We start from the raw sequence: 16,738 nt of genomic DNA on the forward strand, positions 1-16,738 counted from the left end.
CCCCCACAGACGAAAAGCCCGGGCGCGAACGCCCGGGCCGATGGTCCCGATCAGGGGCCCTCAGCTTACCCCTTCGCGAATTCCGGGTAGGCCTCCATGCCCAGCTCGGCGGTGTCGAGACCGTTGATCTCGTCCTCCTCGCTGACGCGGATGCCCATCACGGCCCGCAGGATCAGCCACACCACGGCGCTGACGACGAAGACGAAAACGCCCACGACGACGATGGAGTAGAGCTGCTTGCCCAGCGTCGCGTCGGGGTTCGTCAGCACCACGGCGAGGGTGCCCCAGATGCCGGCGAACAGGTGCACCGGGATCGCGCCGACGACATCGTCGATCTTCAGCTTGTCCAGGAACGGCACCGCGAAGACCACGATCACGCCGCCGACTGCGCCGATCAGCGTGGCGGCGCCGAGCGAGGGCGTCAGCGGCTCGGCGGTGATCGACACGAGGCCGGCCAGCGCGCCGTTGAGCACCATCGTCAGGTCGGACTTCTTGTAGAGCATCTGCGTCAGGATCAGCGCGGCGATGGCGCCCCCGGCGGCGGCCGTGTTGGTGTTGGCCATGATCCGGGAGATGTCGGCGACGTTGCCGGCGGTGTCCATGTAGAGCTGCGAGCCGCCGTTGAAGCCGAACCAGCCCATCCACAGGATGAACGTGCCCAGCGTGGCGAGCGGCAGGTTGGCGCCCGGCATCGGGTTGACGCGGCCGTCACGATACTTGCCCAGCCGCGGCCCGAGGATCAGCGCCCCCGCGAGAGCCGCCCAGCCGCCGGTGGAGTGCACCACGGTGGAGCCGGCGAAGTCGAGGAAGTCGGTCACGCCGTCGACACCCGGCGCCAGGAAGCCGCCGCCCCACTTCCAGGACGCCTGGATCGGGTAGATGAAGCCGGTGAGCACCACGACGAAGATCAGGAACGGCCACAGCTTGATCCGCTCCGCCAGCGCGCCCGACACGATCGAGGCGGTGGTCGCGCAGAACATCAGCTGGAAGAAGAAGTCCGAGCCGACCGAGGCGTAGGTGAGGTCGGTCTCGACCGCGACGTCGCCGTCCATCAGGCCGACCGCCTCGAGCACCGACACGCCGAACGCGCCGACATAGCCGCTCATGACCCAGCCGTCGCCCGGATACATCAGGTTGTAGCCGACCACGTAGTACATGATCGCGGCGATGGAGAAGAGCGAGATGTTCTTCATCAGCTGCATCGTCGTGTTCTTCTGCCGCACCAGCCCGGCCTCGAGCATGGTGAAGCCCGCGGCCATCCACATCACGAGGATGCCCGTCACGAGGAACATGAAGGTGGTGAGGATGTAGCCGATTTCCTCGTTCGGCGGCGTCATCTCGGCCACCGGCGCGGCCTCGGTTTCGGTCTCCGCGATGGTGGCGACGTCGCCGGCGGGGTCCTCGGCCGTCTCCACGGCCACGGTGTCGTCCTGTGCCCAGGCGGCTTCGGGGGCGGCTGTCATGGCGATCAGCGCGATGAAGAATGCCGCCAGCCACGTTTTCATGAATGTCATCTGTCCTGTCTCCTTTACCGGCGTCTCAGAGCGCGTCGCTGTTGGTCTCGCCGGTACGCACCCGCAGGGCGCTTTCCACGTCGAGCACGAAGATCTTGCCGTCGCCGATCTTGTCCGTCTTGGCCGTCGTCGCGATGGTGGCGACGACCTGGTCGGCCATGTTCGCCGGCACGACGATCTCGAGCTTCACCTTCGGCACGAAGTTCACGGCGTATTCCGCGCCCCGGTAGATCTCGGTGTGACCGGACTGGGAGCCGAAGCCCTTGATCTCGGTCACCATCATGCCGCGCACGCCGATTCCGGTGAGCGCTTCGCGCACCTCCTCGAGCTTGAACGGCTTGATCGTTGCTATGATGAGTTTCACGATCTTCCCCTTGCGATGGTCCCTCGACGGCCCCGGGGGGCGCGCCACACGCCGCCACAAGGACTCGCTGCAGTGCGGCGGACAAGGAATCGGCGGGGCGGCGGCACGGGCGGCGGGGCGGGCAGCGGCGCAATCGCCTGCTATTTCACCGCAGCGCCCAATTTCGCGCCATCACGGGAATGGGAGCGGGCGCCGCCGATGAGACCTCTACATTCATCCGCGCGCGGGCTAAGGTGCGCGCCAACGGGCAGCCAAGACAAAAGAGCGACGGACATGAGCGGAACCCGAGGCCGACGCCCGCCCCTCGTGGCGGAGAAACGTCACCCGAAGTCGAGCGGCAGCAAGAGCCAGGCGAAACCGAAGGCGAAGGCGGCGAAATCCTCGCGGCGCACGCCGCGACGCCCCGCGCGGCGGCGCGGGCCGATCGGCATGGCCGCGGCCTTCGTGTCGTTCCTCGTCGGCTGGTTCTTCGCGCTGATCTGGCGGCTGAGCTGGCGGCTCGGGCTGGCGGTCGTCGTGCTGATCGGGCTCGGCGTGCTCTACTACGCCGCCACCCTGCCGCCCATCTCCCAGCTCGTCGACGGCCGCACCCGCGGCTCCGTCACCATGCTCGACCGCGACGGGGCGAACTTCGCCTGGCGCGGCGACCAGTTCGGCGGGATGGTGACGGCCGACACGGTGAGCGAGCACCTGCACGACGCCGTCGTCGCCACCGAGGACCGCCGCTTCTACCGCCATATCGGCGTCGACCCCCGCGGCATCGCCAGCGCGATCCGCATCAACCTCTCCGAGGGGCGCGGCCCGCTGTCGGGCAACGGCGGCTCGACGATCACCCAGCAGACGGCCAAGCTGCTCTGCCTCGGCAAGCCCTACGACAGCGACATCTGGGAGAACGAGGCCGCCTACGAGGCCGACTGCCGCCGCACCACGCTCTGGCGCAAGGTGCAGGAGGCCGTCTACGCGATGGCGATGGAGGCGCGCTACTCGAAGGGGGAGATCCTGACGATCTACCTCAACCGCGCCTATCTCGGCGCCGGCTCGCGCGGCTTCGAGGCCGCCGCGCAGCGCTACTTCGGCAAGTCCGCCGCCGAGGTCAGCCCGGCCGAGGCGGCGATGCTCGCGGGGCTGCTCAAGGCACCGAGCACCTACGCCCCGACCGCCAACCTCGCCCGCGCGCAGGACCGCGCCAACCTCGTCGTCGGCCTGATGGAAGACCAGGGCTACCTCGACGCCAACCAGGCCGCCGACGCCCGCGCCAATCCCGCGCAACTGTCGCAGGCGGCCCAGAGCGACTCGGGCGGCTACTTCGCCAACTGGGTCATGGAATCGGGCCCCGAGTTCTACACCCGCAACACCACCGAGGACGTCATCATCCTCACCACCTTGGACCAACGGATCCAGAAGGCGGCCGAGGAGGGGCTCCTCGAAGTGTTCGCCAACGAGGTGCGCGAGGGCTCGAAGGCCGAGGCGGCGGTGGTCGTGATGTCGGCCGACGGCGCGGTGCGCGCGATGGTCGGCGGGCGCAACGTGCGCGCCACCTCCGCCTTCAACCGCGCCACCCAGGCGCTCCGCCAGACAGGTTCGCTGTTCAAGCCGTTCATCTACGCAGCCGCCCTCGACATGGGCATGTCGCCCCTCGACGTGGTGGAGGACGCGCCCTACTGCATCAACGTCCCCGGCTCGGGAGAGTGGTGCCCGTCGAACTACTCCAACTCCTTCTCCGGCCCCGTCACCCTCGCCGAATCCCTGACCCGCTCGCTGAACATCCCGGCGGTGAGGGTGTCAGAGAGGATAGGCCGCGACCTCGTCGCCACCGTCGCCACCCAGTTCGGCATCGAGAGCGACATCGCCGAGGGCCCCGCCATGGCGCTCGGCGCGTCCGAGAGCACGCTGCTCGAGATGACGGGCGCCTATGCCGGCATCCTCAACGGCGGCTCGGCGGTGACGCCCTACGGGCTGATCGAGCTGCGGGTGCTGGGCGAGGACGAGCCGGTGATGCAGACCACCGGCGGCATCCGCGAGCGCGTCATCAACGAGACCAGCGCCCGCCAGCTAACCTGGATGATGAGCCGCGTCGTCGCCGAGGGCACCGGCCAGCGCGCGCAGATCCCCGGCTGGGAGATCGCCGGCAAGACCGGCACCACCCAGGCCAACCGCGACGCCTGGTTCATCGGCTTCACCGCCGATTACGTCGTCGGCGTCTGGATGGGCTACGACGACAACACCCCGCTGGAGGGCGTCACCGGCTCCGGCCTGCCGACCCAGATCTGGCACGAGGTGATGGCGCGCGTGACTGCGGACTACCAGCCCGTGCCGCTGCCGATGCTGCCCCCCGACGGCGCGGGCCAGCCGGTGCAGGCGCAGGGCAACGGCGGCGCGTCCAACAGCGCCAGCAGCGGCAACGTCGATTCCGACACCGCCGAGCGGGTCCTGCAGAACGTCTTGTCGGACATCCTCGAGCAGCGCGGGAACTGAGGGGGCGGGGCCGGGCTGAAGCCCGGCCTACGGGGCCGGCCTCGCCCGGAGCGGCACCAACCCGCCGCCGCACGCGGCGCGTGCGCGCAGGGCGGGCCTTGCCGCTTCCCAACTCGGTGCAATTCCTATAAGGCGGCGCAATCTCAGAGGCGTGGCGCCCGGACCCCGGCGCCGTGATGGAAGCAGATACTGGGGTCGGAGGCAATACGGCCTCCATGAAACCGGGACCCCGGGGAACGCCCCGCGAGGTCCAGCTAGGATACGTCTGATGTTCAACGAAACCAAGAAATCCATCCAGTGGGGCGAAGAGACGCTCACGCTGGAAACGGGCAAGATCGCCCGCCAGGCCGACGGCACGGTCATCGCCACGCTCGGCGAGACGTCCGTCATGGCCGCCGTGACTTTCGCCAAGACGCAGAAAGAGGGGCAGGATTTCTTCCCCCTCACCGTCCACTACCAGGAAAAGTACTACGCCGCGGGCAAGGTGCCCGGTGGCTTCTTCAAGCGCGAGGCCCGGCCGACCGAGAAGGAAACGCTGACCGCGCGCCTGATCGACCGCCCGATCCGCCCGCTGTTCGTCCCCGGCTTCAAGAACGAAGTCCTGGTGATGTGCACCGTGCTGTCCCACGACCTCGTCAACGACCCCGACATCGTCGCGATGATCGCCGCCTCCGCGGCGCTCACCATCTCCGGCGCGCCCTTCATGGGCCCGATCGCCGGCTGCCGCGTCGGCTACGAGGACGGCGAGTACGTGCTGAACCCGACCGTCGACGACATGCAGGGGCTGCGCAACAACCCCGACCAGCGTCTCGACCTCGTCGTCGCCGGCACCAAGGACGCCGTGATGATGGTGGAATCGGAGGCCTACGAGCTCACCGAGGAAGAGATGCTCGGCGCCGTGACCTTCGCGCACGAGCAGATCCAGCCCGTCGTCGACCTGATCATCGACCTGGCCGAGGACAGCGCCAAGGAGCCCTTCGACTTCTCGCCCCCGGACTACTCGGCGCTCTACGAGGCCGTGAAGGCCGCCGGCGAAGAGAAGGTCCGCGCCGCCTACGCGATCAGCGACAAGCAGGAGCGGGTCGCCGCGATCTCCGCCGCCAAGGACGAGATCAAGGCCTCGCTCACCGAGGAGCAGCTCGAGGATCCCAACCTCGGCACCGCGCTCAAGAAGCTCGAATCCGCCGTGCTGCGCGGTGACGTCGTCAAGAACGGCCGCCGCATCGACGGCCGCGCGCTCGACGAGGTCCGCCCGATCGTGTCGGAGACGCAGATCCTGCCCCGCACCCACGGCTCGGCCCTGTTCACCCGCGGCGAGACGCAGGCGCTGGTGGTCACCACGCTGGGCACTGGCGACGACGAGCAGATCATCGACGCCCTGCACGGCAACTTCCGCTCCAACTTCCTGCTGCACTACAACTTCCCGCCCTACTCGGTCGGCGAAGCGGGCCGCGTCGGCCCTCCCGGCCGGCGTGAGATCGGCCACGGCAAGCTCGCCTGGCGGGCGCTGCAGGCGGTGCTGCCGCCGGCGACCGACTTCCCGTACACGATCCGCCTGGTCTCCGAGATCACCGAGTCCAACGGCTCGTCCTCGATGGCCTCGGTCTGCGGCGGCTCGCTGTCGATGATGGACGCGGGCGTTCCGCTGAAGGCCCCGGTCGCGGGCGTCGCCATGGGCCTCGTGCTCGAGGACGACGGCTCCTACGGCATCCTGACCGACATCCTCGGCGACGAGGACCACCTCGGCGACATGGACTTCAAGGTCGCGGGCACCGAGAACGGCATCACCTCGCTGCAGATGGACATCAAGGTCGCTGGCATCACGCCCGAGATCATGAAGAAGGCGCTGGAGCAGGCTAAGGCCGGCCGTATGCACATCCTCGGCGAGATGGCCAAGGCGATCACCGAGGCGGCGGACTTCTCCGTCCACGCCCCGCGCATCGAGACCATGCAGATCCCGACCGACAAGATCCGCGAAGTCATCGGCTCGGGCGGCAAGGTCATCCGCGAGATCGTCGAAGTCTCGGGGGCCAAGGTCGACATCAACGACGACGGCATCATCAAGATCGCCTCGCCCAACGGCGAAGCCATCCAGAAGGCCTACGACATGATCTACTCGATCGTGGCGGAGCCGGAAGAGGGCAAGGTCTACAAGGGCACCGTCGTGAAGATCGTCGATTTCGGCGCCTTCGTGAACTTCTTCGGCAAGCGCGACGGCCTCGTCCATGTCAGCCAGATCGAGAACAAGCGCCTCAACCACCCCTCCGACGCCCTCAAGGAAGGCCAGGAAGTGTGGGTCAAGCTGCTGGGCTTCGACGACCGCGGCAAGGTCCGCCTGTCGATGAAGGTCGTCGATCAGGAGACCGGCGAAGAGATGAAGAAGGAAGAGACGGCCGAGTAAGCCGCGCTCGATCCGATCATCGAAAGGGCCCCTCCGGGGGCCCTTTTTGCATCGGCCCGCCATTATTGCTCCCCGTTCACGGTTACGTGGCTGGAACCGTGCAACAGGACAACGGACAACGACTTGAGCTATGAGAACAATCGATTGGCAGCTTGCCGCAGGGGCCGCTACTCTAGCGACGTCCCGCTTGGGGGGCCGCCAGAACTTCAATTGCCCGGACTGAGAACGCTGCCATGATCAACCGCCGTACCTTCCTGACCTCGACATTGGCCGCCGGGGCTCTGGCGCCGGTCGCCGGCCAGGCACAGGACTTCACCTTCCCCGAAGCGATGATGCCGCGCATGTACAAGCTGGCGAACCCGCTTCCCCCCGGTGAGATCCATGTGTTCCCCGAGGATTTCGGCCTCTACTGGAGCCTGCCGCAGGGCGATGGCACGGTGATCCGCTACTCCGTCGGCATCGGCCGGCAGGGGCTCTACGAATCGGGCGAGTTCTTCATTGGCGCCAAGAAGGAATGGCCCTCCTGGACCCCGACGCCTGACATGATCGAGCGCGATCCGGAGAGCTACAAGCAGTACGAGGACGGCATGCCCGGCGGCCCGAACAACCCGCTCGGGGCGCGCGCGCTGTACCTGTTCGAGCCGGGCCGGGGCGACACGTTCCTGCGCATCCACGGCACCCCCGACGCCCAGACCATCGGGCGGCGCGTGTCCAACGGCTGCGTGCGCCTGGTCAATTCGCACATCATGCACCTCTACGACCAGGTTCCCCAGGGCACCCGCGTCGTACTGCTCTGAACCGGCCGCGGCTCCGGCCGCGCGCCGCAGACCACAGGAGAGAGCCCATGCTCACCCGCCGCAACTTCATCACCACCGCCGCCGCCTCCGCGCTGGCCGCGCCCGCGCTCGCGCAGTCGGGCTTCGTCATCCCCCCCGAGATGCGCCGGGCCGAGGTCGAGCTGAACACCGACCTGACGCCGGGCGACATCCACCTCTACAAGGAAAGCCACAACCTCTACTTCATCATGCCCGGCCGCCGCGCCATGGCCTACAAGATCGGCGTCGGCGAACTCGGGATGCAGTGGGACGGCGCGACGACGATCGGCCGCAAGGCCGAGTAGCCGAGCTGGACGCCGACCCGGAACATGATCGAGCGCGAGCCGGAGAAGTACGAGCGCTACGCCGGCGGCGTCCCCGGCGGGCCCGACAACCCGCTCGGCGCGCGCGCGCTCTACCTCTACCGGAACGGGCGCGACACCCTCTACCGCATCCACGGCACGCCCCAGCCCTGGACCGTCGGCCTGTCCTCCTCCAACGGCTGTATCCGCATGTACAACGAGGACGTGATCGACCTCTATGAGCGCGCCCAGGTGGGCGCGACCGTCGTGGCTCATTAAGGCCACAATCTTTCGAAATTGTTGATGCCCCGGCGCCAATACCGCCAGGGCATTCCTATTTCGGCCCCAATTCCCTGCTATCGTGCCTGCACAAAGATGAAATCCGAAGGATTCGAGCAGGTCATGAACAGACGACAGATGATGCTGTCCGCGCTTGCAGCGGGCGGTCTCGGTACGGCCAGCGCCGTGCAGGGGCAGACACTCAGCCAGTCGAACTACCGGATTCCGCGGCACCTGATGCCGCGGCAGATCGAGGTGGACGAGTCGTTCGTGCCGGGCACGATATACGCCTACAACGAACAGCGGATGCTCTACTGGATCACCGAGCCGGGCCGCGCGATCCGCTATGCCATCGCCATCGGCGCGGAGGGACGCGAGTTTCGCGGAACGGCGCACGTCGCGCGCAAGGCCGAGTGGCCGAGCTGGCGGCCGACGGCGACGATGGTACGGCTCGAGCCGGCGGTCTACGGGCCCTATCGCAGCGGTCTGCCCGGCGGCCACCCGCGCAACCCGCTCGGCGCGCGGGCGCTTTATCTCTACCGCGGCGGGCGCGACACGCTCTACCGCATCCACGGCACGCCGCAGCCCTGGACGCTGGGCCGGTCCTTCTCGTCGGGCTGCCTGCGGCTCGCCAACGAGCATATCGAGGACCTCTACGACCGGGTGCCGGTCGGCACGCCGGTGGTCGTGGTTTAACCCGACTTTAGGAACTGGCATGTAGAAAGGGCGGCGATGTGGATCGCCGCCCTTCTTGTTTCCGTGCTGTCCCTGGCCCTTACGCCGGCAGCTTCGCCTTGCGCAGGTAGGGCAGCACCGTCTCGATCTCGCCGTACTTGGCGATGGCGTCTTCATCCGACACCGCCACCGGCACGATCACGTCCTCGCCCGGCGTCCAGTCCGCCGGCGTGGCCACGTTCTCGCGGCTGCTGGTCTGCAGCGCATCCACCGCGCGCAGGACCTCGGCGAAGTTGCGGCCCACCGTCATCGGGTAGGTCATCGACAGCTTCAGCTTCTTGTCCGGCCCGATGATGTAGACGGCGCGGACCGTGGCGCTGTCGGCCGGCGTGCGGCCGTCGGGGAGGTAGGCGTCGGCGGGCAGCATGTCGAAGGCCTTCGAAACTTCGAGCCCCTCGTCGGCGATAATCGGGAAGCCCGCCGGACCGCCGGCGACCGTCTCGATGTCGCTCTTCCAGCGCTTGTGCTCCTCGACCTTGTCGACCGAAACGCCGATGACCTTCACGCCGCGCGCCTCCCACGCGTCGTTCAGCCGCGCCACCGCGCCGAACTCGGTGGTGCAGACGGGGGTGAAGTCCTTCGGGTGCGAGAACAGGATGGTCCAGCTGTCGCCGACGAACTCGTGCAGCGAGAAGGTGCCCTGGTCCGTCTCGACGGTCAGGTCGGGAATGGTATCGTTCAAGCGCAAGCTCATCGCGTATCTCCTTGTTGTCGATCGGTCTCGAAGAGCGACATATGCCGGCGGCAGACCGGTTGCGAGCCCCCGCATGGCGGCGTTGCGCGGGCGATTTGCATAAACGCACAGAGACCGTACGCTACCGAGTAATGTGTGCGGTGCTGTTACGCGCTACATGATGGTCCAGAGCAAAGGAGCGCCATCATGCTGCAGCAGATCAAGGGCCTGCACCACGTCACCTCGCTCGCCTCCTCGGCGCGCGACAACAACGCCTTCTTCACCGACGTCCTGGGCCTGCGCCGGGTCAAGAAGACGGTCAACTTCGACGCCCCCGACGTCTACCACCTCTATTACGGCGACGAGGCTGGCGCGCCGGGCACGGTGGTGACCTACTTTCCGTTCCCCAACGCCGCCCGCGGCCGCCGCGGCACCGGCGAGGTCGGCGAAGTCCGCTTCGCCATCCCCGAGGGCACCGCCGGCCACTGGGCGGAGCGGCTCGGCAACCACGGCGTCGACAACATCGCCACCGACACGCTGTTCGGCCAGGCCCGGGTCGGCTTCGACGGCCCAGACGGCGAGCGGCTGGCTCTGATCGAGGCGCCCGGCGACGACCGCGCGCCCTGGACCGGCAACGGCGTCGGCGCCGAGGCCGGGATCCGCGGCTTTCACTCGGTCGACATGCGGCTGCGCGACGACGGCGCCCAGGGCGAGCTGCTGCGCTTCATGGGCTACGAGGCGGTCGCGAAGGACGGCGCGATCACCCGCTATGCGGTCCCCGGCGGCAACCCCGCCAACGTGATCGACATCGAGACCCGCCCCGACGCCGCCCCCGCCGGGCAGAGCGCCGGCTCGGTCCACCACGTCGCCTTCGCGGTCGAGAACCGCGCCCGCCAGCTCGAGGTCCGCGAGGCGCTGATCGACACCGGCTACCAGGTCACCCCGGTCATCGACCGCGACTACTTCTGGGCGATCTACTTCCGCAGCCCCGGCGGCGTGCTGTTCGAGGTCGCCACCAACGAGCCCGGCTTCGCCCGCGACGAGGACCGCGCGCATCTGGGCGAGGCGCTCAAACTGCCGGCCCAGCACGAGCACCTGCGCAGCGCCCTTGAAAAGCACCTCGAGCCGCTCGAATGAGCTATCACGCCGCCCGCACCGAGGGGCGCCCGGGCGCGCCCCTCGTCCTCACCTTCCACGGCACCGGCGGGGACGAGCACCAGTTCCACCGTCTCGCCGAGCAGCTGGTGCCCGGCGCCCACGTGGTCTCGCCCCGCGGCGACGTCAACGAACACGGCGCCGCGCGCTACTTCCGCCGCACCGGCGAGGGGGTCTACGACATGGCCGACCTCGCCCGCGCGACCGAGGCGATGGCGGCCTTCATCGCCGACGAGACCGCCCGCACCGGCGCCGCGCAAGTGATCGGTCTCGGCTACTCGAACGGTGCCAACATCCTCGCCGCGGTGAGCTTCGCGCGGCCCGAGCTGGTCGACCGGCTGGCGCTGCTGCACCCGCTGATCTCGTTCGCACCCGAGCCGGCGCCGGGGCTGGCGGGGCGGCCGGTGCTCATCACCGCCGGCGAGGCCGACCCGATCTGTCCGGCGCCGCTGACCCGGCGGCTGATCGACTGGTACGCTGCCCAGGGCGCGCGGGTGAGCGAGGCCTGGCATTCCGGCGGCCACGAGCTGCGCCAGGACGAGCTGGTGGCGCTGCAGGAGTTCGTCAGAACGGCGCCGGCGCGGTGATCCGCATGCCGCGCCCCCCATCGGGGTGGCGGAACTGCAGCGTCTCGGAGTGCAGCATCATCCGCGGATGCGCGCGCGCCGGGCCCTCGGCGTAGAACGGATCGCCCAGGATCGGGTGGCCGAGCGCCAGCATGTGGACGCGCAGCTGGTGCGACCGCCCGGTCTTGGGGAACAGTCGCACCCGTGTCTCGGCATCGCTCGCCCGCACCACCCGCCAGTCGGTCACCGCCGGCTTGCCGTTCTCGTGATCCACCATCTGCTTCGGCCGGTTCGGCCAGTCGACGATCAGCGGCAGGTCCACCGTCCCGGTCTTGTCGGCGATCCGCCCGGCGACGCGGGCGACGTAGGTCTTGCGGGTCTGCCGCTTCTCGAATTGCAGCCCCAGATGGCGCTGCGCGTGCGGCGTCAGCGCGAAGATCATCACGCCCGACGTGTCGCGGTCGAGCCGGTGCACCAGGAGCGCCGTCGGAAACGCCGCCTGCACCCGCGCCAGCAGGCAATCGGCCAGGTGCTCGCCCTTGCCCGGCACAGAGAGCAGGCCCGCCGGCTTGTCCACCAGCACCACCTCGTGGTCCTCGTGCAGCACCGCGAGCGGCACGTCGGGCGGGTCGTAGTCCGAGCTCACCGGGCGAAGGTGGCGTCGAGGATGGCGGCGAGCTCGCGCGCATCGGTCTTGGTGAAGGCGGCGGGCCGGTCGCTGTCGATGTCGAGCACCGCGATCAGCGCGCCGCCGCGGTCGCGCACCGGCAGGACGATCTCCGAGCGGGTGCTGCTGGCGCAGGCGATGTGGCCGGGGAAGGCGTCGACGTCGTCCACCAGCTGCACCTCGCCGGTGCGCGCCGCCGCGCCGCAGACGCCGCGCTCGAACGGGATCACGAGGCAGCCGTGCCCGCCCTGGTAGGGACCGATCTTCAGCAGCCCCGGCGCGACGACGCGGTAGAAGCCGGTCCAGTCGAAACGGTCGTCGGAATGGTGCAGCTCGCACGCCACCGTCGCCATCAGCGCGACCTGATCGGTCTCGCCCTCGGTGATGGCGGCGATGGTGCGGGCGAGGTCGGGATAGTCGGGCATGGCAGGCTCTCTCGCGGAAGGCCCCGGAGGTAGCGCCGCCGCGTGCGAGGCGCAATGCCTTGCGATTGCCCCAAAGCGATCAAACAGCGGCCTGAAACGGAAGTCATACCTAGTCTCGTAGCTGCAATATGGCTTCCCTCGGCGCCGCGTGAAATAGCCCCCACCCAGTACGCGGCGTCGAGGAACTTTCCCCCGTTCACATCCCCGCCCGCGCCCCATAGGCTCCCGCGAAACGTCAGGGAGGCGAGCGATGCGTGACTTTCAAAAGCCCGGCCGATCCGGGGTCTATGCCCGCAACGGCATGTGCGCCACCTCCCACCCCCTCGCCGCCAAGGTCGCCGTGCAGATGCTCGAGGCCGGCGGCAACGCGCTCGACGCCGCCATCGCCGGGGGCGTGCTGCTCAATATCTGCGAGCCGATGATGACGGGCCTCGCGGGCGACTGCTTCGCGCTCGTCTCCGAGCCGGGCCAGCCGGTCGTGGCGGTCAACGGCTCGGGGCGCGCGCCGCAGGGGCTCGATGCCGAGGCGCTGCGGGCGAAGGGGCCGACGATGCCCGTCTACGACGTCGACGCCGTGACCGTGCCCGGCGCCATCGACGCCTTCTGCAAGATGTCCGAGCGCTGGGGCCGGATGAGCCTCGGCGACGTGCTCGCGCCGGCCGTCTACTACGCCGAGGCGGGCGTGCCCGTCGGCCCGCGCAGCGCCCACGACTGGGCGCGGGCGACGCACCTGAAGGGCGCGGCGCAGCGCTTCTTCACCAACGACGGCAAGCCCCTCGGCATCGGCGACGTCTTCACCGCGCTCGGCCAGGCGGAGGTGCTGCGTCAGATCGCCGTCGACGGGCGCGCGGCATTCTACGAGGGCGAGATCGCCGAGGACATGGTGCAGAGCCTGCAGGCGCTCGGCGGCAGCCACACGATGGCCGATTTCGCGGCCGTCGAGACCGAGTTCTCCAGCCCCGTGACGGGCCGCTACGGGGGCCACGAGCTGCTCGAGCACCCGCCCAACGGCCAGGGCGCGGCGGCGATCCTGCTGCTCAACATCCTGTCGCACTTCGATCTTCCCGGCCTCGACCCGCTCGGCGCGGAGCGGGCGCACCTGGAGGCGGAGGCGACGAAACTCGCCTACGACGCCCGCAACCGCTTCATCGCCGACCCCGACCAGACCGCGCGGCTGGAGCACATGCTCGCGCCCGAGACGGCCGCCGGCCTCGCGAAGCTGATCCGCAAGGACGCCGTGCTGCCACAGTCGCCGCCCGGCGCCGAGGAGGTTCACCGGGATACCGTCTACATCACCGTCGTCGACGGCGCGGGCATGGCGGTGTCGCTGATCTACTCGATCTTCCACGCCTTCGGCTCGGGCCTCGCGTCGGACAAGTTCGGGCTGCTGTTCCAGAACCGGGGCGCGGGCTTCACGCTCGAGCCGGGGCATCCGAACGAGGCGGGGCCGGGCAAGCGGCCGATGCACACGATCATCCCGGGGATGCTGGCGCGCGAGGGCCGGGTGATGATGCCGTTCGGCGTCATGGGCGGGCAGTACCAGTGCACAGGGCATGCACGGCTCGTCAGCAACCTGCTCGATTACGGGATGGACGTGCAGGCCGCCATCGATGCGCCGCGCCTGTTCGCCGAGAACGGCCGGCTGACGCTCGAGCGCGGCTTCGCGCCCGAGGTGGCACAGGCGCTGTCCGAGCTCGGGCACGACGTCGTCATGGCCGAGACGCCGCTCGGCGGGGCGCAGGCGATCCGGATGCACGAGGGCCGTGTGCTCGAGGGCGGCAGCGACCCGCGCAAGGACGGCTGCGCGCTCGGCTACTAGGCGGGCGGCAGCGGCTTAGTTGAGCTGGACCTGGAGCGGGTAGTGCCCGTCCTCGAACGGGCCGAACAGGTCGTCGAGGTCGGGGTGGTCGACCGGCTCGCCGGAATAGTCGGCGACGAGGTTCTGCTCGGAGACGTAGGCCACGTAATAGCTCTGATCGTTCTCGGCGAGCAGGTGGTAGAAGGGCTGGTCCTTCTTGGGCCGCGCGTCCTCGGGGATCGCCTCGTACCATTCGTCGGTGTTGTTGAACATCGCGTCGACGTCGAACACCACGCCGCGGAACGGGTGCTTGCGGTGGCGCACCACCTGCCCAAGCGAATATTTCGCGCGTGTCTTCAGCATTGTTTTCGGTCCCATCACCACCCTCGTAACCGCCGCGCAGGGATGAAGTCCACCGCCGCCACTGCGTTTCGGGGGAAACAGACTGTGGATTTCCGCCTGCAGGGGGAACGACGCGGCGGCATTTTCGTTTCATGATCGATGCTCATGCGCTATGACCTCGGACAACAAAAAGACGAACGAGCGAGAGGCAAATGAGCAGAATCATTCTCGCGCTGGCCACTCTTGTGCTCCTCGGCAGCTGCGGCGCCCGGGACCTGGCCCAGCCGCGCAACCTCGAGAACGCCTGTGCGATCCTCGACGAGCGCCCCCACTACGCCCGCGCCTTCCGGCAGGCCAAGCGGGATTGGGGCGTCGAGCCGCACGTGCTGATGGCGATGATCTACCAGGAGAGCAAGTTCATCGCCAACAACCGCCCGCCCCACCAGTTCGCGCTCGGCGTGATCCCGACGGGGCGCACGAGCTCCGCCTTCGGCTATGCGCAGGCGCTCGACGGGACGTGGGACGACTACCTCGAAGCCACCGGCCGCCGCCGCGCCCGCCGCGACGACATCAAGGACGCCGTGGACTTCATGGGCTGGTACATGACGCTCTCGCAGCGCAATCTCGGCATCCCGCTCAGCGACGTGCGCAACCAGTACCTCGCCTACCACGAGGGCCGCACCGGCTATTCCCGGCGCAGCTACCTCCAGAAGGACTGGCTGCTGCGGGTGTCCAACGACATGGTGACGCGCTCCGCGCTCTACGAGCAGCAGCTCGCCACCTGCCCCCGCCGCCTCTGAGCCCGAGGGAGACGGTGCGCCCGGTCAGGGCGCACCGCCCCGTGTCATTGCTGCCAGTCGCGCGTGGCGGCCTGGATGTTGAAGTTGATATCCCCGATCGCGACGTTCTTGGCGAGGTCGCCGAGCACGACCGTCGTCTGCTGACCGGCGTCGTCGGTGATGATCCACTGGCGCAGCTCGACGGGCGAGCCGGTGAACTTCAGCTGAATGCTGCCGTATTCCGGGTGCTGCGGGTCCTGCGCCGTCACCGTGGTCGCGGTGCCGTCGTAGCCGTGGCCGGTGACCATGCCCGCGCGCGTGAAGTCGACGTTCTGCTCGAGGATGATCTTGAGCGGCGTCTCCGACAGCGGGTAGCGCTCGGGGTTGTTGTCCGACTGCGGATCGAACACGGCGACCGAGCCGCCGCCGGCGAGCACGAGGGAGCGGTCCGGCGGGTTGTACTGGAAGCGGATGCGGCCGGGGCGCTTGATGAGCAGCGTGCCGGTCGAGATCGTGCCGTCGGAGTTGATCTGGGTGAATTCGCCCTGCGCGGTGCTGAACGAGTTCATGTACTGGCTGATTTGCGCGAGGCTGAGCTGCTGCGCCTGCCCGGACGTCGCCAGCGCGGCGACGATGAGCGGGATCAGCAGGAGCAGGTGACGGATGGTTTTCATGGATGTCCTTGTCGGTCTGCTGTTGGTCTGGATCACAGATAGGGTCACCTGCACCGGAAGTCTCGTGCTAGGCGATATCACGCGACCGCAGGTCGATGGCCGCTTGCGCCATCTCGTCGGGAACCTGAGCGGCGGCGGTGCATTTGTCATATGACATGGCCGGGGCCGCCGGCCGATCCGTCTATCTGAGGAGACATCCATGCCCGAGTCATTCGTCGCCGGTCTCGACGACCAAGCCCGCCGCAAGGTCATCGACCTGCTCAACGCGAACCTCGCCGACACCATCGCCCTGACCCTCGCGGTGAAGCAGGCGCACTGGACGGTGAAGGGCCACGGCTTCATCGGCTTCCACGAGCTGCTCGACGACGTCGCCGACCGACTGCGCGACGGCGCCGACCTGATGGCCGAGCGCGCCACGATCCTCGGCGGCTTCCCGGAGGGCACGGTCGAGGCCGCTTTTAAGAAGGCCGACGTGGAGCCTTACCCGACCGACCTCGAGGACATCGACGGCCACATCGACGCGCTCAAGGACCGCTTCCTGAAGGTCGGTGCGAAGCTGCGCGAGGCGATCGAGGCCTGCGAGGACGCGGGCGACGACGACACCGGCGACCTGTTCACCGAGGTGAGCCGCCAGGTCGACAAGGATTGCTGGTTCATCGGCGCGAACAAGAAGGTCAAGTGACCGACCGGTCTATCCGACCACGAGCCGGCCGCCACCTCGGCGGCCGGCTTTTTCTTGCGCCGATTGGAAATGTTGTGGCCAAGCCGGGCTGA

General features: G+C 68.6%; 17 protein-coding genes and 1 pseudogene. 11 read left to right on the top strand and 7 right to left on the bottom strand.

Annotation, left to right across the window (positions count from 1 at the left end; translation table 11 throughout):
* Nucleotides 1-65: 65 nt before the first annotated feature.
* Both OG2516_RS12300 and OG2516_RS12305 read right to left on the bottom strand, forming a co-directional pair.
* Nucleotides 66-1,514, bottom strand: coding sequence for an ammonium transporter (locus OG2516_RS12300; protein ID WP_007256008.1), 1,449 nt, complete (start codon nucleotides 1,512-1,514; stop codon nucleotides 66-68).
* A gap of 25 nt (nucleotides 1,515-1,539) precedes the next feature.
* Nucleotides 1,540-1,878 (bottom strand): P-II family nitrogen regulator, encoded by a 339-nt coding sequence (locus OG2516_RS12305; protein ID WP_007256009.1) that lies wholly within the window; start codon nucleotides 1,876-1,878, stop codon nucleotides 1,540-1,542.
* A gap of 429 nt (nucleotides 1,879-2,307) precedes the next feature.
* Here OG2516_RS12305 and OG2516_RS12310 point away from each other — a divergent pair, with 429 nt between their 5' ends.
* The 6 genes and pseudogenes from OG2516_RS12310 to OG2516_RS12330 all read left to right on the top strand — a co-directional run bounded on the left by OG2516_RS12310 (nucleotide 2,308) and on the right by OG2516_RS12330 (nucleotide 8,846).
* The gene (locus tag OG2516_RS12310; RefSeq protein WP_007256011.1) at nucleotides 2,308-4,353 is read left to right on the top strand and encodes a transglycosylase domain-containing protein; all 2,046 of its coding nucleotides are present in this window, start codon (nucleotides 2,308-2,310) and stop codon (nucleotides 4,351-4,353) included.
* 268 nt (nucleotides 4,354-4,621) lie between these two features.
* Complete coding sequence (gene pnp / locus OG2516_RS12315) at nucleotides 4,622-6,754, top strand: polyribonucleotide nucleotidyltransferase (RefSeq protein WP_007256012.1); 2,133 nt, start codon at nucleotides 4,622-4,624, stop codon at nucleotides 6,752-6,754.
* A 233-nt stretch (nucleotides 6,755-6,987) separates the two neighbouring features.
* On the top strand, nucleotides 6,988-7,551 hold the full coding sequence (locus OG2516_RS12320) for a L,D-transpeptidase family protein (protein ID WP_007256013.1): 564 nt from the start codon (nucleotides 6,988-6,990) through the stop codon (nucleotides 7,549-7,551).
* 47 nt (nucleotides 7,552-7,598) lie between these two features.
* Entirely contained in the window at nucleotides 7,599-7,874 is a 276-nt protein-coding gene (locus tag OG2516_RS20925) for a twin-arginine translocation signal domain-containing protein (protein ID WP_007256014.1), read from the top strand.
* A gap of 18 nt (nucleotides 7,875-7,892) precedes the next feature.
* Nucleotides 7,893-8,150 (top strand): annotated as a pseudogene (locus OG2516_RS20930) (L,D-transpeptidase); the annotation flags it as partial.
* 123 nt (nucleotides 8,151-8,273) lie between these two features.
* Nucleotides 8,274-8,846, top strand: coding sequence for a L,D-transpeptidase (locus tag OG2516_RS12330; RefSeq protein WP_245544289.1), 573 nt, complete (start codon nucleotides 8,274-8,276; stop codon nucleotides 8,844-8,846).
* Nucleotides 8,847-8,925: 79 nt separating this feature from the next.
* On the opposite strand, the gene OG2516_RS12335 is transcribed toward OG2516_RS12330, so the two are convergent.
* A complete protein-coding gene (locus OG2516_RS12335) occupies nucleotides 8,926-9,579 on the bottom strand; it encodes a peroxiredoxin (protein WP_007256017.1) in 654 nt (217 codons plus the stop codon).
* Nucleotides 9,580-9,765: 186 nt separating this feature from the next.
* Between OG2516_RS12335 and OG2516_RS12340 the strand changes: the two genes are divergently transcribed.
* Together OG2516_RS12340 and OG2516_RS12345 are read left to right on the top strand one after the other, a co-directional pair.
* Nucleotides 9,766-10,695: a VOC family protein gene (locus OG2516_RS12340; protein ID WP_007256018.1), complete on the top strand. Its 930-nt coding sequence runs from the start codon at nucleotides 9,766-9,768 to the stop codon at nucleotides 10,693-10,695.
* On the top strand, nucleotides 10,692-11,300 hold the full coding sequence (locus OG2516_RS12345) for an alpha/beta hydrolase (RefSeq protein ID WP_007256019.1): 609 nt from the start codon (nucleotides 10,692-10,694) through the stop codon (nucleotides 11,298-11,300). Before OG2516_RS12340 ends, OG2516_RS12345 begins: the two co-directional genes overlap by 4 nt.
* On the opposite strand, the gene OG2516_RS12350 is transcribed toward OG2516_RS12345, so the two are convergent.
* Nucleotides 11,278-11,925, bottom strand: coding sequence for an RluA family pseudouridine synthase (locus OG2516_RS12350; RefSeq protein ID WP_007256020.1), 648 nt, complete (start codon nucleotides 11,923-11,925; stop codon nucleotides 11,278-11,280). The genes OG2516_RS12345 and OG2516_RS12350 overlap by 23 nt on opposite strands.
* Nucleotides 11,922-12,371 carry a GAF domain-containing protein gene (locus tag OG2516_RS12355; RefSeq protein WP_007256021.1) on the bottom strand — a complete coding sequence of 150 codons (450 nt, stop codon included), beginning with the start codon at nucleotides 12,369-12,371 and terminating at the stop codon, nucleotides 11,922-11,924. The genes OG2516_RS12350 and OG2516_RS12355 overlap by 4 nt, the downstream gene beginning before the upstream one ends.
* Nucleotides 12,372-12,621: 250 nt before the next feature.
* On the opposite strand from OG2516_RS12355, the gene ggt reads away from it, so the two are divergent.
* Nucleotides 12,622-14,190: a gamma-glutamyltransferase gene (gene ggt, locus OG2516_RS12360; protein ID WP_040615200.1), complete on the top strand. Its 1,569-nt coding sequence runs from the start codon at nucleotides 12,622-12,624 to the stop codon at nucleotides 14,188-14,190.
* A gap of 15 nt (nucleotides 14,191-14,205) precedes the next feature.
* Here ggt and hspQ read toward each other — a convergent pair whose 3' ends face one another.
* A complete protein-coding gene (hspQ, locus tag OG2516_RS12365) occupies nucleotides 14,206-14,532 on the bottom strand; it encodes a heat shock protein HspQ (protein WP_007256023.1) in 327 nt (108 codons plus the stop codon).
* A gap of 191 nt (nucleotides 14,533-14,723) precedes the next feature.
* Between hspQ and OG2516_RS12370 the strand changes: the two genes are divergently transcribed.
* Entirely contained in the window at nucleotides 14,724-15,311 is a 588-nt protein-coding gene (locus tag OG2516_RS12370) for a transglycosylase SLT domain-containing protein (RefSeq protein WP_007256024.1), read from the top strand.
* Nucleotides 15,312-15,355: 44 nt separating this feature from the next.
* Here OG2516_RS12370 and OG2516_RS12375 read toward each other — a convergent pair whose 3' ends face one another.
* Nucleotides 15,356-15,964: a LolA family protein gene (locus tag OG2516_RS12375; RefSeq protein WP_007256025.1), complete on the bottom strand. Its 609-nt coding sequence runs from the start codon at nucleotides 15,962-15,964 to the stop codon at nucleotides 15,356-15,358.
* A gap of 199 nt (nucleotides 15,965-16,163) precedes the next feature.
* Between OG2516_RS12375 and dps the strand changes: the two genes are divergently transcribed.
* A complete protein-coding gene (gene dps / locus OG2516_RS12380) occupies nucleotides 16,164-16,646 on the top strand; it encodes a DNA starvation/stationary phase protection protein Dps (protein ID WP_007256026.1) in 483 nt (160 codons plus the stop codon).
* The last annotated feature ends 92 nt before the right edge of the window (nucleotides 16,647-16,738 follow it).

This window comes from Oceanicola granulosus HTCC2516, from assembly GCF_000153305.1.
In the GTDB taxonomy this organism is placed as follows: domain Bacteria; phylum Pseudomonadota; class Alphaproteobacteria; order Rhodobacterales; family Rhodobacteraceae; genus Oceanicola; species Oceanicola granulosus.